The organism is Bradyrhizobium sp. WSM4872 (genome assembly GCF_055811715.1).
The window spans coordinates 242,978-269,592 of sequence record NZ_JBVVPT010000008.1 but is presented as its reverse complement, the minus strand read 5'-3'; the positions used below and the strand labels follow the sequence as shown (position 1 = coordinate 269,592).

Genomic DNA, 26,615 nt, shown 5'->3' with positions numbered 1-26,615 from the left:
TAAAGCAAGCCGCCGCCCCGGTGCTGCGTTGGTATTGTGGCGTTGAAGTTCATTTTTGGAGAACGTCCATGAAGTCGATAAGCGCAAGGAAGATTGCCGTTGCCGTCGCCGCGCTCGTATGTGGCACGACGCTGTCCATCGGCTGGACCGACCAAGGTGGAGTTTCGCTGGGGCTCGACAAGGCGCAAGCGGCGACGAGGTTGTACGTCACTCCCTATTATCGCGGACACTACTACACCAACGAGGGTCTGCCCTGGTACGCCGTGCGAGCCTATTACTTCGGCGGACCGTGGAGCTACGGCTATAGCGGCTGGACCGACTATGCGGCGCGCAACGGCATCGGGTGCGTCCCAGGCTCGCTGGTGAAGGGCGGCGATGGCATCATGTATGTGTGCCAATAGAGCTTGATGATGGCGCGATGGGCGGCGCTCATTAAGCCGCCTCTCGCGCCAATCTGCGCTCAGGAGATCGACGGCTGAGGGGGAGGATACCATGACCTATGTTCTGGTCGTCGTCAGCTGGCTCGGCGTCGCGAATGGCGCCGTCATATCGACACAAGAGTTTTCAAGCGCGGAGCGTTGCGAAGCAGCCCGGACGGCGCTGATGGAATACGCGAAAGCGCGCAGCAGCGACGAGACGCTGAGACCACTCTGCGTGCAGAAGTAAAGCTGTCGCTCCCGCTCCCATTCTGCTGGAAGCGTCTTCGCGTGTTGCCCGCGCTTAGCAGCTGCGTCGTTTTCTTGCGATTCCTTGACATTGATCAATGGTCCGCGCAGTGAACCATGGAGCGATCCAAATTCACTCTCACAGGACGGAGACCATCATGAAGCGTGGCATGCTCACAAGATTATCACTCGCAGGTGCCGTGATCGCCCTCGGCGTGTCCGGCTCAATCGACTGGTCGGCCGACGAAGGCCTTTCGCTCTCGCTCGGCCGGGCAGAAGCACGGGTCGGACGCCCCTTGACACCCGTGTCAGTGGCCGGCGTTGCACGGCGCACCACCAGGCGTGCGGTCGTGGGCGGCGCGGCAGTTGGTGCGGCCGCGGTCGGCACGGCGTGTGTCCGCGTTCTGGTCAATGGTAGCTACGTCTGCCGCTGATGGCTGTTGTTGCCAGTTTGAGCACCGCATCCTGCAGGAGGATGATCTTGCAGGATGTGCTGTTCAGGTCGAGCGTCGGATAGAGGCGAATAGCGCACGACGAGCCCAGATCAGGAAAGCACCGATTCTTGCAATGGTGGGCGCACCAGGCTCGAACCTGGGACCCGTTGATTTAGAGATAGCGACGGGTAGAGAACAATCAATAACTTACTGGTCGCATCGCTGGGCATATCCGGCCGAAAATGGGCATTCGTCGAAACATCATAGTGCTTCGTTGCATTGCCATCAGCGGCACCTTGATAGTCCGCCAAACGTCGCTGTTTTCTGTGCCAAACCTCGCGGCTGAGACACCTGTGCTCTCCGGTATCAAAACGACACGAGATCTCCGGTTTCCGCTGCGCGCTTTATTGCGCCGACTACTTTGAGGGTTTTGAGCCCTTCGCGCCCGCTCACTACAGGCTCGGCCGTACCGCGGATAACCCCACAGAAATTTGCGATTTGCAGACCAAGCGGGTCTTCCTTCTCGTACTTCAGCCGCTCGGGCTCGATCGGCGTCCACCAGCTGGCCTTGCTCGGGTGATGCCACAGATCGAGTTGCGGAATCGCCAGCGATGCCCTGGTGCCGCCGATCTGGTAGCAAGTCTCCAGCGTATGGCTATAGGCCGGATTCTCTCCGGTGGTGAATTCCCAGCTCCAAGGCGACTGGATGGTATCGGAGACATTGACCGTTCCCAGCGCGCCGGAAGCGAAGTGCAGGATGATCACCGCGGTCTCTTCGACCGCATTTCCACGCAGCTGATTGGATTTGGCAGCCTGTACCGCGACGATATCCCCGCACAGATACCGCAACAGGTCGACATCGTGGATGAGGTTCAGGAAAACGGGCCCCGCCCCTTTCTCGCGGCGCCAGGACACCTCAAAATAATCGTCCGGCTTGATCAGCCAGAACATGCCATGCACCGATACGATCTGGCCGAGCCTGCCGCTGTCGATCTCCGCCTTGGCGCGCTGGATCATCGGGTTGTGGCGGCGGTGGTGGCCGGTTAGCAGCGGCACGCCCGCCCGCTCGGAGGCTTCGACCAACGTCTGTGCCGCCACGATATCATCCGCTAACGGCTTCTCGATCAGCGCCGGGATGCCCGCAGCGATACAATCCATGCCGTTGGCCACGTGCACCTGATTAGGCGTGGCGACAACCACCCCGTCTGGCCGATCTTCGGAGAGCAAGTCCTGAAAGGACGGAAACCAGTTCACGTTCAGCGAAACCGCCAACTCTCGCGCCGCCGGCGTCGGATCGACGATCGACGACAGCACCGCTTCCGGCCGCGCGAGAATGTGTTCAATGTGTCGCTTACCGATGAGACCTGCTCCCATGACCGTCAGGCGGACGGGTGCGCTCATGCAATGCTATCCCTTCTTCTCATCAAGAAGCTTTGCCACACGACGCAAGCCGAGCAGATAGCCCTGAGTACCGAAGCCGGCGATGACCCCATCAGCTCGTTTGGAGACGAACGAGTGGTGACGGAATTCCTCGCGCTTGTGCACGTTGGAAATGTGCACCTCGATCACTGTACCGTCAAACGTGTTCAGGGCGTCCAGGATGGCGACCGACGTATGGGTGAAAGCCGCGGGATTCATCACGATGCCGACAGCCGTCTCGCGCGCCTCGTGGATCCAGTCGATCAGCTCGTATTCTCTGTTCGACTGGTGAAAGCGCATCTCCAGACCGAGCTCGATGGCCAGCCCCCGACAATCCCGCTCCACATCCGCAAGCGTCTCGTGGCCATAGATGTGGGGCTGGCGCTTGCCAAGCAAATTGAGATTTGGCCCGTTGAGGACGTAGACAAGACGACTCATGGAATAACTCCGTTCAGTGATGGGCGAGGATCTCGCCAAGGAACTGCTTGGTGCGAGCGTGCTGCGGATTGCGAAAGAAAGCGTCGGGCACACTTTCTTCGATGATCTGCCCTTCAGCCATGAAGATGACGCGGTCGGCAACCTGGCGGGCAAAACCCATTTCATGGGTGACGCAAATCATGGTCATGCCGTCGTTGGCGAGGCCGATCATCGTGTCGAGCACTTCCTTGACCATTTCCGGATCGAGAGCCGAGGTCGGTTCATCAAACAGCATGACCTTGGGCTGCATGCAGAGAGCACGCGCGATCGCGACGCGTTGCTGCTGACCGCCCGAGAGTTGAGCCGGATACTTCTCGGCCTGCTCACCAATGCGCACCCGCTCGAGATATTTTCGCGCGGTCGCCTCCGCTTCGGCCTTGCTGATGCGGCGTGCGCGAATGGGCGCGAGCATGCAGTTCTGCAAGACCGTCATGTGCGGAAAAAGGTTGAAGCTCTGAAAGACCATGCCGACGTCCTGACGTACGACGTCGATGGCCTTGATGCTGTCGTCCAACCGATGACCGTTCACCACGATACTGCCCTGCTGGATCGCCTCCAGGCGGTTGATACAGCGGATCAGCGTCGACTTGCCCGAACCGGACGGACCGCAGAGCACGATCTTTTCGCCTCGGCGCACAATGAGATCAACGTTGCGGAGAGCCTGGTACCCGCCGTACCATTTCTGCACGCCCTTCATTTCGATCAGGATCTGGTCCTGCATGGATTCGGCCTCCGTTATCGGACGGCGGCCAACGCTCCCAGCGCGTCGGCCGCTTGCAGTGACTATTGAACAGTGAACGGAACGCCGGGGACTGAGTCGGGGAAGATTGGCACGGGCGCCTTCATCCACTTGGCGTAGAAGCCGGCCAATTTGCCATTGGACTTGATCTCGTCGATGAATTTGTTTGCCGTCTCGTTCCACTCCTTCTCTTGCAGGCGCGTGCAGGCCCCGTTGTACAAGGCGGTGAAGTGAAGCTTGGGCTCGAATCCAAGTTCCGGCTTTGCAGCGTTCAGACGCTGCGGGTAGAAACTGTTTGCGCCGACCGCCTGCACCTGACCCGAGAGCAGCGCCTGGATCGTGGCCGCGTCGTCATCAAACCTGCGGATTTCGGCGCCCGCTGGAGCATTATTGGTTACCTGGGTGTCCTGCGTGGAGGAGCGTGGGACGCCAATAACGTACTTCCCCATATCGGCATTACTGTTGATCGGCGTTGCCTGGGCAGCGACAAGTGTAATCTCATTGGCAACATATGGCCTGGAATATTGTACCGCCTTCGCGCGCTCGGGCAACATGGCCATGGTCGCGAACAGAATGTCTACGCGGCCTGTGGTCAGCGCCGGAATACGATTGGCCACCGCCAGCGGGACGAACTCGGCCTTCACGCCGAGATATTCAGCGAAGGCGCGCCCCATGTCGGCGTCGATCCCGTCCTGCTTTCCTGAGCTGTCGACATAGCCCCAGGGCGGATTGTCGCCCTGGATGCCGATGACGACGACGCCCTTCTTCTTCACGTCCTGCAGAGTGCCCGCCTGCGAGCCGCCTGCGACAACGATGGCCGACAGCGTCAACAGTGCAATGCCGAAATGGCGGCGATTGAGCAAAAACAACATGAGTATCTCCTCCTGGTGATGGCTGTGTTTGATTGAGTAGGTGCGCCGAACCTACCTTTGACCGGCCAGGGCGAGCCTGGCCTCCACCCGACTGCCCCACCATGAGAGTGGCCAGCAGAGGATGAAATACATCGCACCGACCACACCGAAGACGAGCAACGGCTGGTAGGTCTGGTTCGATACGATTTGACCGGCGCGGGCGAGTTCGATGAAGCCGACGATGGCAGCGAGCGAGGTGCCCTTGATGAGCTGCACGAGATAGCCGATGGTCGCCGGCAGCGCGATGCGAATGGCTTGCGGCAGCACGATGTCGCGCATGCGCGAGGAATAATGCAGACCGAGCGCCATGGCCGCTTCGTTCTGACCGCGCGGCACGGCCTGGATTGCGCCGCGCCAGATCTCGCCCAGAAAAGCTGAGGCGTTGACGGTGAACCCGATCGCGACCGCAACGAATGCCGACAGCTTCAATCCGAGGAGCGCCAAGCCGTAGTACACCACGAACAGTTGCAGCAACAGCGGTGTCCCCTGGAAGATTCCGATATAGATCCGGACCATCCATTCCACAGTCGTGCGACCGCAGGTGCGCAACAATGCGACGATCAGGCCGGCCGTACAGCCCCCGACGAATGCAACCAACGTCAGCAGCACCGTCCATTGCAGACCACGCAGAAGGAAGCCGAACTCGGGAAGACCGAAATGCGGTGTCATGATCTGTGCTCCTCAGCGCGTCGGATATGAGAAGAAGCGGTGGGAGATGATTGCGAAGCCCGACATCAGAAGCCAGGAGATCGCGAGGTAGAGGAAGGTGACGAAGAAATAGACCTCGAAGCTGCGGAATGTGTCGCTTTCAATGCGCTGCGCAACCGACGTCAGTTCATAGGCGGACACAGCCGAACAGATCGACGAGGTCAGCGTCAGCATGATGAACTGCCCCGTGAGCGAGGGATAGATCGCGCGAAGCGCGGGCTTGAGTACGATGGAACGGAATACCTGCCCTTTGTGCAGTCCGAGTGCGTAGCCGGCCTCGATTTGCCCTTTGTGAATCGATTGCACGCCGCCGCGGATGATCTCGATAGCGTACGCGCCTCCGTTCACACCGAGTGCGATAATGGCGGTGGCGGTCGGATTGAGCTTCACCCCGACGAGCGGCAATGCAAAGAACAGAAAGAAGATCTGCACCAGGAAGGGCGTATTGCGCACGATCTCGACGAAGCCGATCACGATGACTCGCACCCAGGCCGCCTTCGCATCGCGGGCCGCAACGCCCGCAACGCCGATGATCATTGCGAGGGTCATGCCAGCAAGCGCCAAACCCACCGTCCCCACGCATCCCCACAACAGCGCGGGCATTGCGTGCCAAACCACCGAGAAATCGAGCGTGTAGCCCATCTTGCGTTTCCTCTCGGGCGTTGTGCGTGCCGCTCGCCCATCGGCCGGGTGTCACCCTCCCAAGGACGCGAAAGTTGCGAAGAAAACGTCCGGATCAGGCGAGACGCCCGTGAACAGGCGGAACGCTTCGGTGCCCTGGAAGATCGCCATTCCGCTACCATCGACGGTGCGGCAGCCGAGGACACGCGCCGCGCGCAGCAGCGCGGTCTCCAGGGGAAAGTAGATGATCTCAGCGACCCAGAGCCCGGAACACAGCATCGCCAGCGGCAGCGGCGTTCCCGGATATTTGTCCATGCCGATCGGCGTCGCGTTTACAATTCCGTCCGCGGCAGCCACGGCCGCCGCTACATCCTGGCCGACCCTCAAGCGCCCTTTCACAAATCGAGAGGACAAGCCGTCGACCACGCTCTGCGCCTTGGCCAGGTCGACGTCTATGATGATCAGTTCCTGCACGCCAAGCTTCATGAGCGCGAAAGCAACCGCCGCGCCCGCGCCGCCTGCGCCGAATTGCACGACGCGACCGAGTGGTGCACCTTGCATGTTGCGGCGGAAATTTTCGGCAAAGCCGAACCAGTCGGTGTTATGGCCGGTCATTCGGCCGTTCCTGACGACCACGGTGTTCACGGCGCCAAGCGCCTCCGCGTCGGGCGAAAGCTCGTCCAGCAGTGGAAGGATCGCCTGCTTGCAGGGATGGGTCACGTTCAATCCGTCAAAGCCCATCCGCCTTGCGGCCGTGAGCAATTCCGGCAACGCTTCGACGCCGAGGTTCAACTCGGTCAGATCGATCTTCTTGTAGAGATAGCGGATGCCGGCGGCGTCGGCGGCCGCTTCGTGCATGGGCGGCGTCCGAGACGCCGAGATGCCGCTGCCGATCAGGCCGACGAGAAAGCTGGGTTTGGGATGCATTGTCGGCGTCGCCCGTCAGCTCAATGGGACAGTCAATTGCGCGATGATCTGGGCCGTGCTCGGTCGGACGCCACGCCACCAGACAAAGGCCTCCGCCGCCTGCTCGACCAGCATGCCGACGCCGTCAGCCAGTTTGGCCACGCCTTCGGCGCGGGCCGCTTGCAGAAAGGGAGTCAATCCTTTGCCATAGGCGAGTTCGTACGCCAGCTCCGCGCCCTGGAAGACGTTGCCCGGAAGCGGCGGCATTTCACCTCGCAGGCTGGCAGAGGTCGCGTTGACCACGACGTCATAGCCCTCGGCAAGGTCGGCCAGTTCAGCGTAGCCGCTCACGATCAGGGGACCACAGCCGGCTGACTCTTCGGCCAATGCCACGGCTTTGGACAGCGTTCGATTGACAAGAACCAGCTCGGACGGTTGCTGGCGCAGGAAAGGCAGCAGCGCGCCTCGTGCCGCTCCCCCAGCGCCGAGCATCAGGACGCGCCGGCCGGCTATTTTGACGCCGAGATTGGCAGTGACGTCGCGCACCAGGCCGATTCCGTCGAAATTCTCGGCGATGATCCGATCGCCGTCGAATTTCAGGCAGTTTGCGGCACCTGCGCGTTTGGCGCTCTCTGAGAGCTCATTTGCGTAAGCGAAGGCATCAAGCTTGAACGGGGCGGTGATGTTCAGCCCCTTGGCGCCCTCCGTCCGGAATTGATCCACCCGTACGCTGAAGCCATCGATGGGCCCCTCGATCGCCTCATAGACGAGATCCTGTCCCGTCATTTTCGCGAAATTGCCATGGATGAAAGGTGACTTGCTGAAGCCGATCGGATTGCCAATCACCGCATAACGATCGCTCATCGCTCACTCCTGCACGGCAGCTTCGTTGTAGAGCACGCCGTCGCGCACCATCGCGTCGACGGCTTCGGCCGACAGTCCCAGCGATGCCGCGATGCGGCGATTGTCCTGCCCAAGCAGTGGTGCCGGAGCGCGCACCGTGGTGTCGCAGTCGGAGAACCGGAACGGCAGATTCGGCAGCGTCACCTTGCCGAGGACCGGATGCTCCTGTTCGACCAGCATGCCGCGCGCGTGGACCTGTGGATCATTGACGACCTCTTCGATGGTCTGCACGGGAGCGGACGGCACACCTGCTTCCTCGAGTGCCGCAAGACACGCATCTCGAGACGGCTGCAATAGCGTCCAATTGCGCACAATCTCCATGGCTTCAGCATAATGGGCGTTCCGTGCAGCGGGCTTGGCGAAGCGCTCGTCCGACGCCAGCGTGTCCCCTCCAATCAAGCTCGCCAATCGTCGCCACGCATCATCGACTTGCGCAGCAATGACGAGATTGCCGTCCTTGGCCGGAAAGACGCCGTAGACCGTCGAATCCGGCTGTCCGCTGCCGGTCTGCTTCGGCAGGTCGGCGCCGCCGGAGAGGAAGTAACGCTGAACCGCATAGTCGTGCATCGAGACCATGCAATCGTACAGCGCCAGATCGATATGTTGGCCGCGCCCGGACGACGCGCGGCCAACTAGCGCCGCATTGATCGCAGCCACCCCGTGAATGCCGGTATACATGTCGGCCAGCGGCATCCGCAGCAGTGGCGGCGCTTCGCCGGGATTGCCCAATTGCGCCAGGGCCCCCGACATCGCCTCTGCGATCAGGCCGAAGCCCGGACGATCGGCATAGGGACCGGTGTGACCATAGGCGGAGACCGAGCAATAGATCAACTTCGGATTCCGGGCCGATAGCGCTTTGTAACCAAGCCCGAGACGTTCGAGTGCGCCGGGTCGGTAATTCTCGATGAAAACATCGGCTGTGTCGACCAGCTTCATCATCATATCGAGACCACGCTCGTCGCGCAGGTCGATGCAAAGTCCCTGCTTCCCCATATTCTGCTGCAGGAAATAGCCGGATTGTCCGTCCTTGAAATATCCATGAGCCCGGCCTGCGTCGCCGCCCTTCGGACGCTCCACCTTGATGACCTCCGCGCCCATCGCGGCGAGGCAACGGCCCATGAACGGGCCGGCCAGGAAATGACTGTAGTCGATGACGCGAATGCCTTTGAGCGGCAGATCTTGCGCGGTCATGCGCGCTCTCCCGCGACGGCGGTCTTCGGGCGCATCGGAATCATCAGCCGATGCTCACCGAGCTGCACCACTTCGCCGCGCTGATTAATCAGCTCCGAGGGCAGCACAACGATGCCCCACCCGGCCCGCTTTGTGGTGCGCATTGAACCGACGCGGAAATTCACGTGCACGGTGTCGCCGAGCTTGATCGGCAGCTTGAAATCCCACGTCCAGCCCAGCGACATTCCCGGAAGGAAGCGGTAGTCGGCACGGGTCTTCAAACCGTCGGCCAGCGACAGACCAAACAACCCGTGCGCGACGCGGGTGCCGAACGGCGTTGTCTTCGCGTACTCCTCGTCGACATGGACCGGCGTGAAATCGCCCGTCAGTTCGGCGTAGGCATTCACCATTGCTTCGGTGACCGTCACCGAGGGCGTGACGCATTCGTCACCGACCTTGGCATCGTCCCAGTAGCGCTCATCGGTCATGTCGCGTTTCCTTAGGCCCGTGGATTGATTGCCAAGGCGCCTTCCACAGCGCCTGCGCTGGCTTGCAAGATCTCGACGTTGAGCCCGCCCGGCAGTTCGAGCCAGTTCGCCCCAGCGGGCAACGCCTTGGCGCCCCAAGCGGCAGCACGGGTGAGCACACCTTCGTAATCGTCGACCATGATGCCGAGATGGGCGAGACGGCCCTCAGGTCCGACGAAATTTGGATCCTCGATGAGTTGCACGCTTCCGACCACCCAAACCTGGCGCGGGCGTGCACCGTCGGCGGGTTGCTCGTCGCGAATGGCGAGACCAAGCACCTCACGAAAGAAGGCGACGTGACGATCAACGTCCGGCACACGGATCGCGACGTGCTCGACATAGGCGCGGGGCAACGACATCGTCTCAGGACTTTCCAGGATAGTCGCTGCGGGCGTATTCGATGCCCTTGACCAGCGCGACGAGGGTGGAATTGACCGGGGTAGGCACGTTGAGCCTGGCGCCCCAACGCACGACGGAGCCGTGGATGTAGTCAACCTCGGTCAGATTGCCGGACTGCAAGCTCTGCAGCATCGATGTCTTGAACTCGGGCGGCAGGCCAGCGGATGCCATCGTCCAGGCGCGTCGCGGGTCGGTAATCGAGATCTTCACGCCAGCAGATTGCGCAACCGCGATGCTCTCTGAGATTGCGGCAAGCGCACAATCTTCCAGAATCGATAGCGAATAGAGGCCGCCATAGGTCAGCCCGGTAACGGCGGTAATTCCTCCTCCGGCGACGTTGATGAACAACTTGTCCCACATCGTGCCCAAGATGTTGTCGCTGAGCAGGGTGAGGATGCCGGCACGATTAAAAGTCTCGGAAATTCGATGCGCACGTTCCGTCAAGCGACCATCAAGCTCGCCGATGATGGTCTCCTTGCCGATGACCCCGGAACGAACATGACCAGGGCCGAGCAGCACGCCGCCGACGTAAGTCTTGCCCGCCATGACCCGGTCACGACCAACCTCCTCCGACAGGATGTCCTCGTGACCAAGACCGTTCTGAAGCGACATCACGACCGTCCGCGGCCCGATGATCGGCGCCGCGGCACGGATGGCATCCCGCGTGTGGTAGGATTTGACGAGGACAATGACGAGGTCCGCCTCTACGCCAACCTGGGTCGCGGAACTGCACGCAGTGACCTTCACAACGGTCTCGGCGCCCGCTTCGAGCAACCGTAGGCCATCGACATTGATAGCGTCGACATGAGCCTGGAACGGATCGATCAGCCAGACCTCGGCCCCGCCGCGCGCCAGCGTACCGCCGATGGTCGAGCCCAAGGCTCCCGCTCCGATAAAGCAGATCCTCATCCGAACGCTTCTCCCGCGCCTTTCTCTGCGTTGAAAGCACGGTAGCCGGCCGCTCGATATTTAGATATATTATGAACTTTATAGCAGTTATTGTGAATCGCAATGAAGCACCAGGATCCTATCGAGGCCAACCTGCTGGACCCGCGCCTGCTCAGGCTGTTCGACGCATTGTTCGCAACGGGTAGCGTCACCAAGGCAGCCGAGAAGCTCGGTCAAAGTCAGCCGACCATTTCGATCTGGCTGGCGCGTCTGCGAAAGGAATTGGACGATCCGCTCTTCGTCCGGTCAGCAGACGGCATGCTGCCGACGCCGCGCGCAGAGGCTCTGATCGGCACCGCGAGGCAGGCGCTGGAGATGCTGCGTCGTCTGGCCGAGCTTCGCAGCGACTTCGATCCGACAACCGCGAAACGCCGTTTCGCCATTTGCATGACGGATGGAAGTCACGTCACGCTGCTTCCCTCCATTCTCGCTCAGGTCCGTCGCGTTGCGCCCGGCGTTCGTATCGAGGCGACACAGATCGGCCCTGACACCCCAAGAATGCTGCAGTCCGGCAAGGCCGATCTGGCGCTCGGCTACATCTCGGATCTCGACGCGGGACACTTCCAACAGGCACTGTTTCCGCAGGATTGGGTCTGCCTGGCGAACGCGAAACATGCTCGGATCCGCGACCGCATCGCGGCAAAGGATTTCAGGCGTGAGGCACACGTCCTCATTCGCTCCGGCACCGGGCATCAGTTGCTCGCCGCCGCGCTGCAGGAGCAGAAAATAGTCCTAGACGTTGGGCTGGAGCTACCCGGCTTTTTGGGATTGCCTGCAATCGTCGGGACGACTGACCTGATCGCCACCCTTCCAAGGCACATTGGTGAAACGCTGGCTCACTATTACGGACTGCGCGTGCTCGACTGCCCGCTGGCAATCGCCGGATTTACGGTGAAGCAATATTGGCACGCCCGCTTCCATCACGACCCCGCAAGCCAATGGCTGCGTGGCGTCTGCGCCGACCTTTTCCAACAGCAGGAAGTACGGGGTCTATATCGTTCCGGTCGACCAAAGAAACGAGAGCCTCGCGATTTGCAGTCGTAATGGAGCCCTTGCTGAGGTCGGCTTTCGGCCTCCTGGCCAAATGACCGAAGCTAGACGCCCGCTTTGCGCCGCGCTTGGTCGCAGACGTAAGGCTACCCCCAGCGTCGTTGCTGCCGACCAATTCACGCGAATGTTCAGTGGGCTACCATCTGGAGTGCCAAATCGTAGACGATCGTAGCTCGGCGTATGAAATCACGGTCCGTAGTAGCGCGGGAGCGAATCGAACCCCTGCCGAACAATCCGGTTTGATTCTGCAGCAGATGGTGGGCTCAGCCGCCGGCCAGCGCGGTGTCTCTCGGATCAATTGCCGCATATACGGCCGAATCGAAACATTCCCGCAATCCGGTTAGCCTAAAGTTAGAGACGTCCAGTATTCCGTTTGGTGGGATTGACGGTTTTTACTCGCTGTCGAGGTCCGCCAGACCTCCGAAGGTTGGCACTCGTAGTTCTGCCTCTCTAGACGCGGTCAGTCGCTGCTACGGGGCCGATTAGGGCGGTGATGTCGTAGGATGAAGGCGCGTATCGAGCGCGAACGCTTCCTGAAGGTGCAGCTGGTACGCGCCTTTCGCCCTGGTCGGATCGAAGATTAAATTCCAGCTGTGATTGGACACCACACCTGGGATCACGACGAATTTGTGCTTGGCCAAGAGCGCATCCCCGAACGCCTGCTGGCCTGCGCCTGGGATTCCCGGTCGCAGCCAACGCAACGGGCGTGGCTCAATTCTTCGGTGCAAACGCTTCGGTCGCCGCCTTCATGGCAGACTCGCCCATGCTTTTGGTTTGCTCGGTGAGCAATCTCATTTGCGCCTGAAAGAAATCAGATTGAATCTCGAGGGCGTCCTTCATGTCCTTGGCCTGCATGAGCTTGTCGCCGAGGTCGAACGTCGCGGTGACGTTGCGCTGCATGTAGCCGCAGAACTCCTTAGCGCCGCTTGCAATCGGCAGCTTCGAGGCACTTAAGCCCATTTCCAGCTGCTCGAAATACTCGGCGTTGGCCTTGCGCAGGCGAAGAAGCGTCTCGGCGAGCATGGTGCGGATACCCGCTGCGGATGGATTGCTATCGGCCATGGTGTCATTCCTCCTTGTTACGCAGCAAGTCCCCCGAACCACGCACCAAAATAGCCGGCGTAGAGCGCGGGCATTTCAAGGTTCATCGAATGTCCGATGCCGGGCACCACGACGAGGCGACAGTCTGGCATTGCCGCGGCCATCGCATGAAGATCGGCGGGGGGGATCCAGCCGTCCCGTTCCCCCCACAATACCAGATGCGAATGCCCGATCTCGGGCATGCGGCTCTCCAATTCCCGGCTCTCCCGCTCGCGCGTGAGATTGACGGGTGTCCCGATCCAGATGCCTTCGGAGACGCCGAAGCTTTGTTCGATGATCCGCTCGAACAGCGCCTGGATGTCCGCGCCCCCTGGACGGAATTGCGGGACCTTATTCGGCGCCATGCTCTCTGGGATAAACAGGGATGAGGCCGCGGTCGCCATCACCGAACGGGTCAACTCTTTGCTCGCCATCATGGCCCGAAACAGTCCGATCTGATCGGTATTGAAGGCCATGCCCAGCGGCGTAACCGGATCAAGCGCGAACACCCGTCCGAAACGGCGCGGTTGCATCAGCAGCATACGGGCCGCAATGATGCCGCCGGTCGAATGCGTTGCAAGATGGCAATAGTTGATATCCAGAGTGTCGAGCGCAGCCAGCATGTCCTTTGCGTGCTGCAGCATCGTGTAGTTGGTGTAATCGACCGCAGGCTTCGGCCGGTCGCTGTCGCCGCAACCGCGCCAGTCGATGCCGATGACGCGAAGACCAGAAGGAAACAGCGGGGCGGCGAGCTCGATCCAGTCCTTGCTGGCGAGATTGCCGTGGATGAAGACGACAGTGACGTCGCCTCGTCCCCACTCTCGCCAGCCCAGCTCGACTTCGCCCGCCTGCACCCTCGGCATGGACCGGTCCTACTTGTTCAGGCCGGCAGTGGGCGCGGCGCCGGCCGGCGTCGGTGCCACCGGCAAAGCAGAAACCACCGAGCCCTTGATCATACGATCGGTCCCGACCGGCGATGACGTGTCGACGCTTCCGCGCGTCACGAAATCCACGACATCTACCGGGTATTCAACCGGGTTGTCCGTGTGGATAAAGTGCCCGGTCTCCGGATAAATCTTGAGGATCGGCCGATTGCCCGCATTGGTCATGCGTGTCATGAAGGGCGTGATGGCATCGCGTCCGAGATCCGTCAGCCCATTGAATGCGGGCGTCGGGATGAACGGCTCCTTGTCGCCGAAGGCGAGGAAGATCGGAGCCTTGATCTGCGTGAGCCGCTCGTACAGGTTCTTCGGATCATCCTGCTGGAGCTCCGCTCCGATCGTGTAGACGTCGTAGATGAACACGTTGCACCACTGCTCGAGCTCCTTCGGATTGCCCTTGGTCAGTCCGACGCGCTGCTCTGTGTGGAGCCGGGCGTATTCACTGTCGCTGAAGAAATAGCCACTCTTCGCCGCAGAGACCGCACCTGTCTCAGGGTCGCGTTTCTTGAAATAGAAGAAGTCGCGGATGTTTTGCTCGTCGCGTGCCTTCTCGGCCGCCAGAATGCCGGTCTGATCCCAGGTCGCCTTCCACTTGTCGAAGTCATGATCGAAGGCCGGATCAAACAGCGGTGCCTTCTTGCCCTTGGCGATGGTGATCTCACGCGGATATTCTTCGAGGCCGGACGGCGCCTCCAGCGCGAGGCCCTGCACTGCATCCGGCCAGGTCAGGGCATAACCCATCACGAACTGCCCGCCGAGCGAATGGCCGAGATAATACGCCTTCTTGACGCCGAGCTGGTTGACGACGAGATCGTAGATGACCTCGCGCATGTCCTGCATGGTGCGCGCCGGACTCTTCTCGAGATTGCCGGGTCCGGACATACCGTAGTGCGGCAGGTCGGGCACGATCACGCGCAAGCCGCTACGCAGCGCATATTGCATGATGTTGCCGTAGTGCCCGCCGAACGCGCCTTTGCCATGGACGATCACAAGGATCTTCGGATCCTTCTCCGTGCCGGCATATTCATCCATGTAGCCGATCTGCCAGGAATTGCCGCCCTTGTCTTTGGCATTGGCGTACTTGACCGGATAGGGATACGTCACGAACTCTTTCCAGAACGATTTCTTAGGGTCGATGCTCTCGGCGACGCCGGGCACGCGATAATTCTTGTCAACGAATTTCTGCGCGCGGTCGAGGCTCGCCACATCATCCATGAAGGCAACGAACTTCGGGTCATTCTTGCGCTGGTTGATGATCGGAAACACACCATAATGGGCGACCGGGCTTTCCTGAGCAATAAGGTCCGCACCAGGCACGCGATCGACTGCCTTCTGAGCCAACTTGAAGTTCAGCCACAGGTCATTCGTGATGTGCATCACCAGCGTTCGCGCTTGAATGCGGCCGAGATAGGGGTTGATGTTATGCGTTTCGCCGACACGGTTGCGCCAGACCAGGTCGACCGCATCGTAAAGCTTGGCACGGTTGACGACGTTCAAGGCCGCCTTTTCGTTCGGGGGGTCCCAATAAAAGATTTCGGGCTGGACGGCGCCCCAATTCTGGGTCGTACGGAACGCAAAGTCATAGCCGGTCATGCCGAGGATCGACCAGCCGAACGCCACGCCCGGCATCGGATGCTTCTCCTTGGGCAGCTTGTAATAATCACCTTTCGTTTCCTGCCACACCGCATCGGATTCGATCGCCGCGGTCATCATCTGGAATGTCCAGTTGCCGACGGGATCTTCCCCATCCGACTGCGTGGTGCCACCGATCGGCATCAGTGCGCCGATATATTCGGGATGCATCACGCCCCAGACATAGGTCTGCGTGCCGCCCATGGAAACGCCTGACACCAGCGCAACGCGCGCGACCTTCAGCCCGTCGCGCAGCATCCGGTAATTGGCCTGAACCATGTCATAGTAGCTGTACTGCGGAAACCTTACGCCGAGACCATCCGACGGTTTGCTGGCGCCCCAGGTTCCGAGCGGATCGACCATGATGACATAGTAGCGGTCCGTATCGATCGGCCGGCCCGGGCCAATAATTGGCACGGTGCCTGACAAGGCAGCTCCTTTGACCCACTGCTCGTACATGTCGGTGGCGTCGCCGGAATAATACGAGTTGATGACGACGGCATTGGTGATCTCGCCGGCGGCGTTGCGCCGCGGCGTACCGACCGCGATATAGGCGGTGTGCAATTTCCCGGCGCCGAGCGATTCGAGCGTGACGCCGCCCTCGCCGCCATTCTCCCACTTCGAGGGATCGGCGAGATCGTACTTGCCGCCAAGTCGGAAATTCGCGATCTCATAGGTCTTCTTCAGCCCGTCATGCTGCATCTGCGACGAGCGGCGCGTGAAGGGCTGCGCAACCGCGAGCGATGTCCCGATCAATAGCAACAGCAGGCTGATGAGATATCGCCGCATGACTTGTCTCCCGATCATGGCGAATTCCTCCGGCGGGCTTTGATTTTGCCAAACGCTAGGAGCGGAGGCGGCGCGACCTTTGATCTAGCGCAAGGGAATTCGCACTGCCCGCGCGAGTGTCTTGGCACCGAATTGCATGCCGGGTCGCCACGATGCCATTCCTCACCCACGGCTCCTACCGGATCCGGTATGAGCTCGACGGTCCTGTGACGGCCCCGGCCTACGTGTTGGTCAACGGACTGACTCAATATTCCGAACTGTGGACCGCTTATCGCGACGCGCTCGTCGCACGGGGATTTCGCGTTGCGACATTCGATCTGCTCGGCCAGGGCGCCTCCGACAAGCCTACGCTTTTCATCAACCAGGACGACCATGTCCTTGCGCTGCATCGCCTGATCGAGATGCTCGGCGAAGGTCCAGTCTTCCTCAGTGGAATTAGCTTCGGCGGCCTGATCGCGCTGCGCTACGCGATCGAGCATGGGGCGCGCCTCTCAGGTCTGGTGCCAATGAGTTGTTTTGCCGAGCTTTCGCCTCAACTTCTCCTGATCGGCAGCGCATTACGCACCGGCCTAATTCTGGGTGGAACTGGCTATCTCCAGGATCTGCTGCTGCCGATGAATCTGTCCGATGAATGGTTGAAGCCGCTGTTGGATAAGCTCGACGGTGTCAAGCGGCGGGGCTGGCTGGTCAATGACCTCTACGCGCTGCAGAACCTGATGGAGTCGTTCCTCGACTTCCAGCCGCTGACGCCGCAACTCGCCTCGATCGCCGTTCCGACCATGATCCTGAACGGAGAGTTCGACTTCCTAACGCCGCGTGCCCTACACGAGACCCTGCGGGTCGAAATTCCCAACAGCGCGCTCGTAATCATCCCGGGGGCCTATCACGCTTTCACGTTGGAGAAGGGCGCGCTCACAGCCGACCTGCTCGCGCGCTTCGCCGATGACGTGCTGGCCGGACGCTGGCAAGGCAACAAGGCGGTCTGGATTGCGCCCGAAGATCCTGGTGGTGAGCTCACTCCATTTCCCGCCGGCTACGACCATCTGCGTGCCATCCCCGTCCAGAGGACCCGGGCATGAGTGGACTTCTCGGACCACTCGACTCCGAAGGCCGCGTGCCGCACGGCCAGCAGACCCGCGTCGCCGCTTTCCTGATCTCGGCCCATGGCGCTCTCGCAAGGCAATTCGCCCTCGCCCTGCCGGCGAAGTTCGAAGCCGGCTGGCAAACAGAATTGAATGCTCAGTTCTACCGAGAGAGCGAGATAGTCTCACTTCTGATGCGCGCAACCACATGGGTGCCGGATCTCGCTCTGGGCTATATGGCCATATCTTGGGAGGCCGCCTGGCTTCCGACGCCGAACGAAGGCATCGCCGATCGCTCTCTTTGGCAAGCAGTCCACCTCGCCACGCTCGCGCATGCCGTTCACGCCGGGATCCGGCCAGCGGCGTTACTACCGCTTGAGGCAAACCCGAATGACCCCTTCGTGATGGCGTTGCGCCGCATCGAGTTCGAGAGCGGGCGTCTGTTGCAGGCGCAGATCCTATTCCTGAAAGGTCCCGACCTGTTTCCCTTCCGAGGCACCGTCAGCACAGTCCTGGAAAGCCGACACACCGAACTGCGCAAGCTCTGGCACGACACGCTCGCGAGCGTGGGAATCGTCCGCGAATGATGGAGAGCCTTGACGCAGATCAAAGCAGCGCGACTTCCGCCCTCCAGCATTCATTGACCGCCTGCACCCGCCGACCGGAGTTCTCCCTCATGAAGGCCATTTCCCTCGAAGAAGCCGTCGCAATGATCCCGGTCGGCGCGAGCGTCATGGTCGGCGGATTCATGGGTGTCGGAACACCGGAGCGCCTGCTCGACGAGGTGGTGCGGCAGAAGAAGGGCGGCCTGTCGCTGATCTGCAATGACGCGGCGATCCCCGGCAAGGGCGTCGGCAAGCTGTTCGATGCTGCGCTGGTCGCGCGATTGACCGCAACGCATATCGGTCTCAATGCGAAGGCACAGCAACAGATGCTCGCAAGCCAGATCGACGTTGACCTAGTACCCCAGGGAACCTTCGTCGAGCGCATTCGTGCGGGGGGATGCGGGCTGGGTGGAATTTTGACGCCAACCGGCGTCGGCACGCTGGTTGCGCAGGGCAAGCGCGAGATCGAAGTCGACGGAAAGCCTTTTTTGCTTGAGACAGCCTTGCGTGCACAGTTCGCGCTGGTGCACGCCTTCCTTGCCGACTACCTCGGCAACTTGGCGTACGCACTGACTTCGCGCAACTTCAATCCAGTCATGGCAATGGCCGCCGACACCGTGATCGTCACGGCGGAGAACATTGTGCCAGTCGGCGTGATCGCGCCCGACCACGTCGTGACCCCGGCGCCGCTCGTCGACTACCTCATTACAAACGGGTGACGACATGGATCCGCAAATCATCATCGCCCGGCGCGTCGCCAAGGAGCTTCGGAGCGGCGACCTCGTCAATCTCGGCATCGGCATCCCGACGCTGGTCGCGAACTACGTTCCAGCGGACCTGAAGGTATTCTTCCAGTCGGAAAACGGCCTGATCGGAACAGGGCCTATCCCCGAGCAAGGCCTGGCGCATCCGACGCTCACGGACGCAGGGGGGCGCCCGATCAGCGCGCTGCCCGGGGCCTCGACCTTCGACAGCGCGATGTCGTTCGGATTGATCCGCGGCGGCCATGTCGACGTCACGGTGCTTGGCGGCCTTCAGGTCGATTCCCATGGCCATCTCGCCAACTGGATGATCCCGGGCAAGATGGTTCCTGGCATGGGCGGCGCCATGGATCTCGTCAGCGGCGCGAAGCGGGTCATCGTCGCCATGCAGCACGCAGCAAAGGGCAAGTCGAAGATTGTTGCGAAATGCAGCTTGCCGCTGACCTCGGCGCGGCCGGTGAATCTGGTCGTCACCGACTTGGCTGTGATCGGCTTTGCCGACGGCAGGGCGACGCTTCTTGAGACCGCGCCGGGCGTCACGATCGGCGAAGTGATGGCTGCGACGGAAGCCGACCTGCTCGTCGGCGACCATGTCCCGGAGATGATGATCTGAAGGTGATGGACATGCGGATATTCGGCGATTTCGATGAGATAAGATCCGCGGTCGGCACCGAAATCGGCGCCAGCGACTGGATCGAGGTCACGCAGGACCGGATCAACAAGTTTGCGGAGGCGACCTGCGATGGGCAGTGGATCCATGTCGACCAGGAGCGCGCAAGGACGGAAATGCCCGGCGGCACCACGATCGCCCACGGTATGTTGTCTCTGGCGTTGGCGCCGATGTTCATCCGCTCTGTAATGGGGTTGAAAGGCCTCCGCAATACCCTGAACTACGGCGCCGACAGGATCAGGTACCTTTCACCGGTCCCGGCGGGTTCGAAGCTGCGCGGCCGCGTCAGTGTTGCTGAGACGGAGGACGTGCCTCCCGATGGGCTGCGCGTGAACTATCATCTGGTCATCGAGATCGAAGGCGGCAAACGACCGGCCTGCGTCGCCGAGTTGATCGCCCTGCACTATCGCTGAGCCGCGTCCCGTCCTCCTCAGTCGATGATGTGATAACCGCCATCAATATAGAGAACGCTTCCCGTAATGAGCTTGGCCCCGTCGAGCGCGAGAAATGCCGTGGCATTGCCGACGTCGTCAATGCTGACGAGACTGCGCGAGGGCGCCTTGGATTGCGCCTTGTCCATCAGTTCGTCGAATTCGGGAATGCCTGATGCCGCGCGCGTGGCCAGCGGTCCGGGCGAAATGGCGTGCACGCGGATACCCTTTGGGCCAAGCTCGGCGGCGATGTAGCGCACCGAGGCCTCGAGCGCAGCCTTGGCTACACCCATCACGTTGTAATTCTCCACCACCATCTGGCTGCCGTAATAGGTCATCGTGAACATGGTGCCGCCGTTCTTCATCAGCGGCTCGGCCAGATGCGCCATGCGCATGAAGGACCAGCAGGAGACCTCCATCGTCTTCAGGAAGCCGTCGCGACCGACGTCCACCACACGTCCGTGCAAGGCTTCCTTCGGTGAGAACGCGATCGAGTGCAGCAGGAAATCGAGCTGGCCCCAGTCCCTCTCGACCCGGGCAAATACTTCTTCGGTCTGCCCCTCCGTCATGACATCGAGTGGCATGAAAATAGACGCCTCAAGTGCCTGGGCAAGAGGCTCGACGTGCTTCTTCGCGCGGTCGTTCAGGTAAGTGACGGCTAGATCGGCACCAAGCGCACGAAAGGCCTTGGCGCATCCCCATGCGATCGACTGGTCGTTGGCGATGCCCACGACGAGGCCTTTTTTCCCCTTCAGGGCAATCTTGGTATCCGGAAATACGGGAATCATGATGCCCTCTCCTGTCGTTGATTGGTCGATGTTCTGTTCATCAGCACTGACAAAGTGTGCTGCGCGATCATCAGCTCCTCGTCGGTCGGCACCACATAGACTGGAATGCGACTGTCGGGACCCGAGATCAGCTGTGAGTGGCGCGTATTCTCGGCTTGATTGAGGGTGACGCCCAGCCACGCGAGCTGGCCGGCGACATGCGCGCGAATTGTTGCGGAATTTTCGCCGATGCCGGCTGTGAACACAAACGCGTCCAGCCCCTGCAGCGCTGCGGCAAGCATCCCCGCATTGAGGCCTATGCGATAGCTGAAATATTCGATCGCCAGTCTGGCTCTCGGATCCTCACTGCCCTCCAGCTCCCGCATATCGTTGCTGACGCCGGATAGCCCCTTCAAGCCGCAATCGCGGTAAAGGAAATTCTGGATGTTGGAGGCTGACATCCCCTTCTCCGAAATGAGATAGAGCACCACCCCGGGGTCGATCTGACCAGGGCGGGTTCCCATCGGAAGCCCGTCGAGAGCGGTGAAGCCCATGGTGCTTTCGACGCTTCGTCCCGCGCTGAGAGCGCACATCGAGGCGCCGCTTCCAAGGTGAGCAACGATCACGCGCCCATTCGCGATTTTCGGCGCGACCTTTGGCAAGGTCCTCGCAATGTATTCGTAGGAGAGACCGTGAAAACCGTAGCGGCGCACGCCCTCGGCATAAAGCTGATGCGGGATCGCATAATGATCGGCCACCGCGCTATGCGTTCGGTGAAATGCAGTATCGAAACAGGCGACCTGCGGAAGCTCCGGGAAATTGCCGAGAATCGAGCGGATCGGCGCCAGATTATGGGGTTGATGCAGCGGCGCGAGCGCGATGAACCGCTCCAGCCGGGTCACGACACCATGATCGAGCTGGATCGGCCGATCGTAGTCCGGGCCGCCGTGAACGACGCGATGACCGACCGCGATCGGATGAATGCGTTGCTCGTCCCGCAACCAGGCGCCGGCAATGTCCATCGCGGCTGGAACATCCGGCACCGCCTCGATCGGATAGGCCCGATCCGCCACCGAATCGCCGGTGGAGCCACTCGCGCGCAAACGCGGGCGGCTGCCGATCCCATCCATCTGCCCTTTCAGCTGTCGCCGCAGTATTCCTTCGCCCTCGATCGAGTAGACTTGGAACTTGACGCTGGAGGAGCCGGCGTTGACCACAAGGATGGTGTCCATGGCGTTCACGCGGCAATCGTTGGAGCACGCCGGCGCCGGGCATGGGCATACAGCGCTGCGACCGCGCACGAGGCCATCCGCGCACGCGCCGAATCCGCGCGTGAGGTCAGGACGACCGGGACCCGGGCTCCGAGCACGATGCCCGCGCCGTCCGCCTTGGCGAAATAGGCGAGATTCTTTGCCAGCATGTTCCCGGCCTCCAGGTCCGGAACGACGAGGATCTGAGCGCGACCGGCGACCTCGGACTTGATCCCCTTGATGCGCGCCGCCTCCACGTCGATGGCGTTGTCGAAAGCCAGCGGTCCATCGAGAATCCCTCCGGTGATCTGCCCGCGGTCCGCCATCTTGCAGAGTGCTGCCGCCTCGATCGTAGACGGAATTTTCGAGGTCACAGTTTCAACTGCTGACAGGATTGCCACGCGCGGCGACCTGCCGAATCCAGCTTCCACGTACAGATCGATCGCGTTCTGGATGATGTCGCGTTTGGCGTCCAGATCAGGGAAGATGTTGATGGCCGCGTCCGTCACGAAGATGGTCTCGGCATAGGCCGGCACGTCCATCACGAAGACATGGCTGATACGCCGATCGGTACGCAAGCCCCCGGCCTTCGCGGTGACGGCGCGCATCAATTCGTCGGTGTGCAAGCTGCCTTTCATTAACAGCTCACCTCGGCCGGCGTGGATCAGCTCTACCGCCTTTGCAGCGGCTTCATCGCTATGTGCTGCGTCAACAAGCTCGAAGCCCGCGATGTCGAGACCGTGCCTGGCGGCCGTATCCCGGATCTTCCCTTCAGGTCCGACCAGGAGCGGCCGGATAATGCCGGCCTGTGCACTATCGACAGCGCCGCGCAATGAGCTTTCATCGCAGGGATGCACGACGATAGTTGGGGCCGCAGGCACGGCCTGCGCGGCCGCGATCAGACGGTCGTACTTGCTCGGGGACTGCGCCTGCGACGTGTCGGCTGACATGAGCCGGTTCCTTCCAGACAGTGTTACGAGGCCTTCGCCTTGGGGTCGAAAGGGGCAACATTCGACGCCCTCCCCGACGTTTCGGCGTCGAGACCGAACAGCTGTGCGACACGCTGCAGGCGGCTGGCGCGCTCGCCTGTGATGTCCTCGCTGGCCGACAGCACCTCGCTCATCTTCGTGAAAGCCGCGCGGCGTAGATTGACATCTTCGGGAAGCATCTTCGGGATAACGGCCAGCGCCGCCTCGCGATCGAGCAACAGCATGAAGAACTGCTCGCGAACCAGCATCTTGAATTCGGCAAGCGTTAATCGCGCTCCGCTGTCGTCGCGACGAGCCTGTCGTAGCGCCTCGATGCTGCGCTCGTCCACCATTCCTCTCGCCGAGCCGACATAAAGCAGGGCACGGATGGCCGCCTCGCGAAGCCCGCCTTCGCCAATCCTGGATCGGAGCTCGGCGATCCGTTTGTCGAGCATCGCACGGCGTTCGGCCGGCATCTCGCGCCGGCGCGACGGTTCAGCTTTCGGATCTATGCCGACCGCCGCCTGTAGCGCCGGCGAGCCGTAGAGGTTGAGGAAGATCGCCTCGCTCATCGCTTCCTGCGAATCGCGCCAGCTGTCCAGCGCATGAACGATCTGCTCGGAGACCTGCTCCTGAAACGCCAGGAACGGATTGTCGTTCGAAACCGGCTTGCGGTTCTCTTCCAGCCCTTCCGCTGCCGACTTCACGGCTTTCATCCACGGATTTTGGCTGCTGAACGCCTCATACTGCGTCCGTAGCGGATGCAGATTGCGCATCATCTCCGCCGTCTGCGGCGCCACCATGCCCTTGATCCAGGGCTGCACGAACTTGCGGTAGGCGGCAAGATTAAGCTCGGACACGCGTTTGGCCGCGGCAAAGCGCCGCTCGTCCTCAGGCGAATTGCCGCCCATGGCACGAATATCCTCTAGCGTTCGGGCCTCGCAGCGCATCACCCATTGGCCAACAACGAGATCGGAACTGGTGGTTTCCTCGTCCTTGGCTTCGAACGTCGCTTCGTAAAGGCCGGGCGGTAGTACATCAATCAGATCGATGTTGGTGGAAAATTCGGAGTGCTCCTTCTTGGCGACGCCGCCCGAGACGAAGATGCCTAGATGGCCGACGCTCTCGTGAACCGTATAGACGATCGTCTGCCCATAGGCCCTGATATCGTCCACGTCGGCGTAGCATTCGAGGATCCAACCCAGCGCCTGCTGTGGTGGAGTGATGTTGTCGCCCTTGGAGCAGAACACCACGATCGGCGAAGTGATGTTGCGCAGGTCTACCTTCTGCCCGTCGGCCAGGGTGATATTGCCGGCGGCCAAGTTGTTGCCAACGAAGAGTTCGTCGACAATGAACTGAATCTCCTCGGCGTTGAGATTGACGTGCCCACCCCACCAGCGCTCGAACTCCAGGTAGCGATCGGCTTCGGTATCGACCTTCGAATAGACATTGTACTGCTTGGTCCAGAGCGTGTTCGACGGGTTTTGGCCTTCGAAGTTCTGGACCAGCCAGGCACCATCGAACTTCCCGCCGCCGAGATCGCTAACGAGCGCAGTTAGCCAGCTTCCGCCCAGCAGGCCGCCCGAATATCGCATCGGGTTTTGGCCATGCACGCCCGCCCAGTACGCGAGCGGGGCTCCTGCGATGATCAGTGGGCCGAACAGTTCGGGCCGAACCGAAGCCAGGATCATGACCGCCCAGCCGGCTTGGCAATTGCCTATGACGCAGGGTTTCCCGTCAGCTTCCGGATGACGGCTGATCACCTTCTCGATGAACAGCGCCTCGGCACGCGCGATGCGCTCGATAGTCTGACCCGGCACGGGCTCCGGAAGGAAGCCGATGAAGTAACAGGGATGTCCCGCCTTCATCGCGACGCCGATCTCGCTGTCGGCCTTGAACCCGCCGATGCCTGGACCGTGCCCGGCGCGTGGATCAATCACGATGAACGGCCGCCGCGTGGGATCGATCTCGACGCCGGCTGGCGGGACGATGCGGACAAGCGCGTAATTGACGGGTTCGTCCAGCTTGCGGCCATCGATGATCAGTTCGGCCGCATATTGCAGAACGTGTGGCGCGGTTTGGGCGACGTGCTCCCGATATTGGTCGCCGCGCCGGCGCATCACATCGAGAAAGAGTATGCTCCGTTGTCCCGCGTCGACCATGTATTCAACCGCGGAGGCGACGAGGCCGGACATCGGACCACCGGGCGATCCAGGCACTTCCATCTGCATGCTCCGACCTCAATGTCGTATGAATGCATCCAAGGCCCGCCGCAACAGCAGGCCATTGATATAGGTCAATGCTGGACGGCGAGTACGCCGACCCATTCGTGTCACGTCGATCATCCCGCCGGAATGTGTCGAGCTGACCGCCGAGATTCAGGCCGCCCGCTTTTTTTGCGGGGCCCCTTGATTCAAATCAAACGGGCAACCGACCGCCCCATTCATAGACGAGCCTCAGGCCGACGTGTTTTCCGGCCGCCGAGCCGAGATCCGCATGTCGGACATCGCCAAATACAGCGTGACGGAACACTTGCGGGACGGCAGCACGGCCGAAATCCGAGCGTTGCGGCCGGCCGACGAGACGGCTGTCCTCGACGCGCTGGATCAGACCAGCAAGCAGTCGTTGCAGCGCCGTTTTTTTGGGATCAAGCGTCATTTCTCGGACAAGGAGCGCGCGTTCTTCATGGATGTCGACTTCATGAATCACGTCGCGCTGGTGTGCGAAGTCGGGCAGCCCGAGCGGACAATGATTGTCGGAGGCGCTCGATACCTCGTGTTTGAGCCCGGACGAGCCGAGTTGGCCTTCGTCGTCATCGACGCTTGGCAGGGCCGAGGCATCGGCTCCATCTTAATGCGCCATCTTGGCGAGATCGGCTGCAACGCCGGATTGCGTGAATTCACGGCAGAGGTCCTGCCCGAGAACAAGTCGATGCTGGCGGTGCTCGGCAAGTTCGGCTTTAAGCCGGACGGGAACCGCGACCCCCAGACGATGCATTTGGCGCTACGCCTGGGCAAAGAGGGGCGGTGATCGATGAGCGGTACATGGTTCGGGCCCGCGCTCAAACTCAACGCTGGTTCAGAGACCACAAGAACTCCAGCAGGATCATGCCGCGAGATGCATCCGTCGGCGTTACGGAAAGCGTGGGCCGCCCGCACGAGCAACGTGTTGCTTTAAGGCGGGTCCGAGAATACCGGACTTACCACCACAAAACACGGTCTCGCGCATCGCCAAGCCGCGGGTTCTCTCGCGCACGGGCGGTCATGAACCTTGCTGATGTCGCAGTCGAAGAGGCACATTATGAAACCCTTTACTCTGCTACTCGCTTCGGCCTGTATGTTTGCATGCGCTGGCGAGAGCCACGCAGTCGTGAGAATTGCCAACGACCGTGGTGGCTTGATTCAACGTTACCTTGATCGATATGACGAGTTGAATGAGACTGGCCAGACTGTGATTATCGATGGCCTCTGCGCGTCCGCCTGCACGATCGTGTTAGCAAAGATCCCATCAGATAGAGTTTGCGTGACGGAACGGGCAAACCTTGCTTTCCACGCAGCTTGGGATCTCGGCGTCGGCGGACGCCATATTACAAATCGAGAAGCTACACGGATGATCTATTCGATGTACCCGGCTCCAGTTCGGAGTTGGATCTCAGGCCGAGGTGGTTTGTCGCCCCACACAATCTTCCTTCGCGGTGCGCAGTTACAGACGATATTTGCGCGCTGCTATTTGGACTCTGCAGTCTTCTTCCGGTCATAGTCC

30 protein-coding genes and 1 pseudogene are annotated in these 26,615 nt (G+C 61.1%); 11 read left to right on the top strand and 20 right to left on the bottom strand.

Annotation, left to right across the window (positions count from 1 at the left end; translation table 11 throughout):
• Window positions 1-68: 68 nt before the first annotated feature.
• The 3 genes from AC0L3C_RS14530 to AC0L3C_RS14520 all read left to right on the top strand — a co-directional run bounded on the left by AC0L3C_RS14530 (window position 69) and on the right by AC0L3C_RS14520 (window position 1,099).
• Window positions 69-401: a hypothetical protein gene (locus tag AC0L3C_RS14530; RefSeq protein WP_007592996.1), complete on the top strand. Its 333-nt coding sequence runs from the start codon at window positions 69-71 to the stop codon at window positions 399-401.
• Window positions 402-492: 91 nt separating this feature from the next.
• On the top strand, window positions 493-666 hold the full coding sequence (locus AC0L3C_RS14525) for a hypothetical protein (RefSeq protein WP_473260317.1): 174 nt from the start codon (window positions 493-495) through the stop codon (window positions 664-666).
• A 157-nt stretch (window positions 667-823) separates the two neighbouring features.
• Complete coding sequence (locus AC0L3C_RS14520; RefSeq protein WP_085351254.1) at window positions 824-1,099, top strand: hypothetical protein; 276 nt, start codon at window positions 824-826, stop codon at window positions 1,097-1,099.
• A gap of 366 nt (window positions 1,100-1,465) precedes the next feature.
• Here the strand turns inward: AC0L3C_RS14520 and AC0L3C_RS14515 are convergent, their stop codons facing one another.
• The 12 genes from AC0L3C_RS14515 to AC0L3C_RS14460 form a co-directional block, all read right to left on the bottom strand.
• Window positions 1,466-2,500, bottom strand: coding sequence for a Gfo/Idh/MocA family protein (locus AC0L3C_RS14515; protein WP_473408297.1), 1,035 nt, complete (start codon window positions 2,498-2,500; stop codon window positions 1,466-1,468).
• Between the two features lie 6 nt (window positions 2,501-2,506).
• Window positions 2,507-2,956 carry a type II 3-dehydroquinate dehydratase gene (gene aroQ, locus AC0L3C_RS14510; RefSeq protein ID WP_473260323.1) on the bottom strand — a complete coding sequence of 150 codons (450 nt, stop codon included), beginning with the start codon at window positions 2,954-2,956 and terminating at the stop codon, window positions 2,507-2,509.
• 13 nt (window positions 2,957-2,969) lie between these two features.
• Window positions 2,970-3,716: an amino acid ABC transporter ATP-binding protein gene (locus AC0L3C_RS14505; protein ID WP_473408307.1), complete on the bottom strand. Its 747-nt coding sequence runs from the start codon at window positions 3,714-3,716 to the stop codon at window positions 2,970-2,972.
• A gap of 62 nt (window positions 3,717-3,778) precedes the next feature.
• Window positions 3,779-4,606 (bottom strand): transporter substrate-binding domain-containing protein, encoded by an 828-nt coding sequence (locus AC0L3C_RS14500; protein ID WP_473408296.1) that lies wholly within the window; start codon window positions 4,604-4,606, stop codon window positions 3,779-3,781.
• 51 nt (window positions 4,607-4,657) lie between these two features.
• Window positions 4,658-5,314, bottom strand: coding sequence for an amino acid ABC transporter permease (locus AC0L3C_RS14495; RefSeq protein ID WP_473260330.1), 657 nt, complete (start codon window positions 5,312-5,314; stop codon window positions 4,658-4,660).
• Window positions 5,315-5,326: 12 nt separating this feature from the next.
• On the bottom strand, window positions 5,327-5,995 hold the full coding sequence (locus AC0L3C_RS14490) for an amino acid ABC transporter permease (RefSeq protein WP_473408295.1): 669 nt from the start codon (window positions 5,993-5,995) through the stop codon (window positions 5,327-5,329).
• Window positions 5,996-6,046: 51 nt separating this feature from the next.
• Window positions 6,047-6,901 (bottom strand): shikimate dehydrogenase, encoded by an 855-nt coding sequence (locus AC0L3C_RS14485; RefSeq protein ID WP_473408294.1) that lies wholly within the window; start codon window positions 6,899-6,901, stop codon window positions 6,047-6,049.
• Window positions 6,902-6,916: 15 nt separating this feature from the next.
• A complete protein-coding gene (gene aroE, locus AC0L3C_RS14480; protein WP_473408293.1) occupies window positions 6,917-7,744 on the bottom strand; it encodes a shikimate dehydrogenase in 828 nt (275 codons plus the stop codon).
• Between the two features lie 3 nt (window positions 7,745-7,747).
• Window positions 7,748-8,974, bottom strand: a complete 1,227-nt coding sequence (locus AC0L3C_RS14475) for a CaiB/BaiF CoA transferase family protein (protein ID WP_473408292.1) — start codon at window positions 8,972-8,974, stop codon at window positions 7,748-7,750.
• A complete protein-coding gene (locus AC0L3C_RS14470; protein WP_473408291.1) occupies window positions 8,971-9,441 on the bottom strand; it encodes a MaoC family dehydratase in 471 nt (156 codons plus the stop codon). The genes AC0L3C_RS14475 and AC0L3C_RS14470 overlap by 4 nt, the downstream gene beginning before the upstream one ends.
• Before the next feature lie 11 nt (window positions 9,442-9,452).
• Window positions 9,453-9,839: a VOC family protein gene (locus tag AC0L3C_RS14465; RefSeq protein WP_473279918.1), complete on the bottom strand. Its 387-nt coding sequence runs from the start codon at window positions 9,837-9,839 to the stop codon at window positions 9,453-9,455.
• Between the two features lie 4 nt (window positions 9,840-9,843).
• Window positions 9,844-10,788 (bottom strand): ketopantoate reductase family protein, encoded by a 945-nt coding sequence (locus tag AC0L3C_RS14460; RefSeq protein WP_473260345.1) that lies wholly within the window; start codon window positions 10,786-10,788, stop codon window positions 9,844-9,846.
• A gap of 102 nt (window positions 10,789-10,890) precedes the next feature.
• Between AC0L3C_RS14460 and AC0L3C_RS14455 the strand changes: the two genes are divergently transcribed.
• Window positions 10,891-11,871, top strand: a complete 981-nt coding sequence (locus tag AC0L3C_RS14455; protein ID WP_473279914.1) for a LysR family transcriptional regulator — start codon at window positions 10,891-10,893, stop codon at window positions 11,869-11,871.
• A 488-nt stretch (window positions 11,872-12,359) separates the two neighbouring features.
• On the opposite strand, the pseudogene AC0L3C_RS14450 reads toward AC0L3C_RS14455, so the two are convergent.
• The 4 genes and pseudogenes from AC0L3C_RS14450 to AC0L3C_RS14435 form a co-directional block, all read right to left on the bottom strand.
• A pseudogene (locus tag AC0L3C_RS14450) lies at window positions 12,360-12,587 on the bottom strand (RES domain-containing protein); the annotation flags it as partial.
• 1 nt (window position 12,588) lies between these two features.
• Complete coding sequence (locus AC0L3C_RS14445) at window positions 12,589-12,939, bottom strand: phasin (protein ID WP_473260350.1); 351 nt, start codon at window positions 12,937-12,939, stop codon at window positions 12,589-12,591.
• Between the two features lie 17 nt (window positions 12,940-12,956).
• The gene (locus AC0L3C_RS14440) at window positions 12,957-13,820 is read right to left on the bottom strand and encodes an alpha/beta fold hydrolase (RefSeq protein ID WP_473260352.1); all 864 of its coding nucleotides are present in this window, start codon (window positions 13,818-13,820) and stop codon (window positions 12,957-12,959) included.
• A 9-nt stretch (window positions 13,821-13,829) separates the two neighbouring features.
• Window positions 13,830-16,337, bottom strand: coding sequence for an alpha/beta hydrolase (locus AC0L3C_RS14435; RefSeq protein WP_473408290.1), 2,508 nt, complete (start codon window positions 16,335-16,337; stop codon window positions 13,830-13,832).
• Between the two features lie 134 nt (window positions 16,338-16,471).
• Between AC0L3C_RS14435 and AC0L3C_RS14430 the strand changes: the two genes are divergently transcribed.
• The 5 genes from AC0L3C_RS14430 to AC0L3C_RS14410 all read left to right on the top strand — a co-directional run bounded on the left by AC0L3C_RS14430 (window position 16,472) and on the right by AC0L3C_RS14410 (window position 19,850).
• On the top strand, window positions 16,472-17,398 hold the full coding sequence (locus AC0L3C_RS14430; RefSeq protein ID WP_473408289.1) for an alpha/beta fold hydrolase: 927 nt from the start codon (window positions 16,472-16,474) through the stop codon (window positions 17,396-17,398).
• Entirely contained in the window at window positions 17,395-17,988 is a 594-nt protein-coding gene (locus tag AC0L3C_RS14425; RefSeq protein ID WP_473279908.1) for a hypothetical protein, read from the top strand. Before AC0L3C_RS14430 ends, AC0L3C_RS14425 begins: the two co-directional genes overlap by 4 nt.
• An 89-nt stretch (window positions 17,989-18,077) precedes the next feature.
• Window positions 18,078-18,725 carry a CoA transferase subunit A gene (locus AC0L3C_RS14420; protein WP_473260361.1) on the top strand — a complete coding sequence of 216 codons (648 nt, stop codon included), beginning with the start codon at window positions 18,078-18,080 and terminating at the stop codon, window positions 18,723-18,725.
• A 4-nt stretch (window positions 18,726-18,729) separates the two neighbouring features.
• Complete coding sequence (locus AC0L3C_RS14415) at window positions 18,730-19,380, top strand: 3-oxoacid CoA-transferase subunit B (RefSeq protein WP_473260363.1); 651 nt, start codon at window positions 18,730-18,732, stop codon at window positions 19,378-19,380.
• A gap of 11 nt (window positions 19,381-19,391) precedes the next feature.
• Entirely contained in the window at window positions 19,392-19,850 is a 459-nt protein-coding gene (locus AC0L3C_RS14410; protein ID WP_473279906.1) for a MaoC family dehydratase, read from the top strand.
• Window positions 19,851-19,867: 17 nt separating this feature from the next.
• Here AC0L3C_RS14410 and fabI read toward each other — a convergent pair whose 3' ends face one another.
• From fabI to AC0L3C_RS14390, 4 genes are read right to left on the bottom strand one after another with little or no spacing between them, the layout of a single operon-like run.
• Complete coding sequence (gene fabI / locus AC0L3C_RS14405; RefSeq protein WP_473279904.1) at window positions 19,868-20,656, bottom strand: enoyl-ACP reductase FabI; 789 nt, start codon at window positions 20,654-20,656, stop codon at window positions 19,868-19,870.
• On the bottom strand, window positions 20,653-21,867 hold the full coding sequence (locus AC0L3C_RS14400) for an acetate/propionate family kinase (RefSeq protein ID WP_473260370.1): 1,215 nt from the start codon (window positions 21,865-21,867) through the stop codon (window positions 20,653-20,655). The genes fabI and AC0L3C_RS14400 overlap by 4 nt, the downstream gene beginning before the upstream one ends.
• Before the next feature lie 5 nt (window positions 21,868-21,872).
• Window positions 21,873-22,835, bottom strand: coding sequence for a phosphate acetyltransferase (locus tag AC0L3C_RS14395; RefSeq protein WP_473408288.1), 963 nt, complete (start codon window positions 22,833-22,835; stop codon window positions 21,873-21,875).
• Window positions 22,836-22,858: 23 nt separating this feature from the next.
• On the bottom strand, window positions 22,859-25,084 hold the full coding sequence (locus AC0L3C_RS14390) for a DUF3141 domain-containing protein (RefSeq protein WP_473279900.1): 2,226 nt from the start codon (window positions 25,082-25,084) through the stop codon (window positions 22,859-22,861).
• A gap of 265 nt (window positions 25,085-25,349) precedes the next feature.
• On the opposite strand from AC0L3C_RS14390, the gene AC0L3C_RS14385 reads away from it, so the two are divergent.
• Window positions 25,350-25,883 carry a GNAT family N-acetyltransferase gene (locus tag AC0L3C_RS14385; RefSeq protein WP_473408287.1) on the top strand — a complete coding sequence of 178 codons (534 nt, stop codon included), beginning with the start codon at window positions 25,350-25,352 and terminating at the stop codon, window positions 25,881-25,883.
• Between the two features lie 270 nt (window positions 25,884-26,153).
• A complete protein-coding gene (locus AC0L3C_RS14380) occupies window positions 26,154-26,612 on the top strand; it encodes a hypothetical protein (RefSeq protein WP_473279896.1) in 459 nt (152 codons plus the stop codon).
• Window positions 26,613-26,615 lie beyond the last annotated feature (3 nt).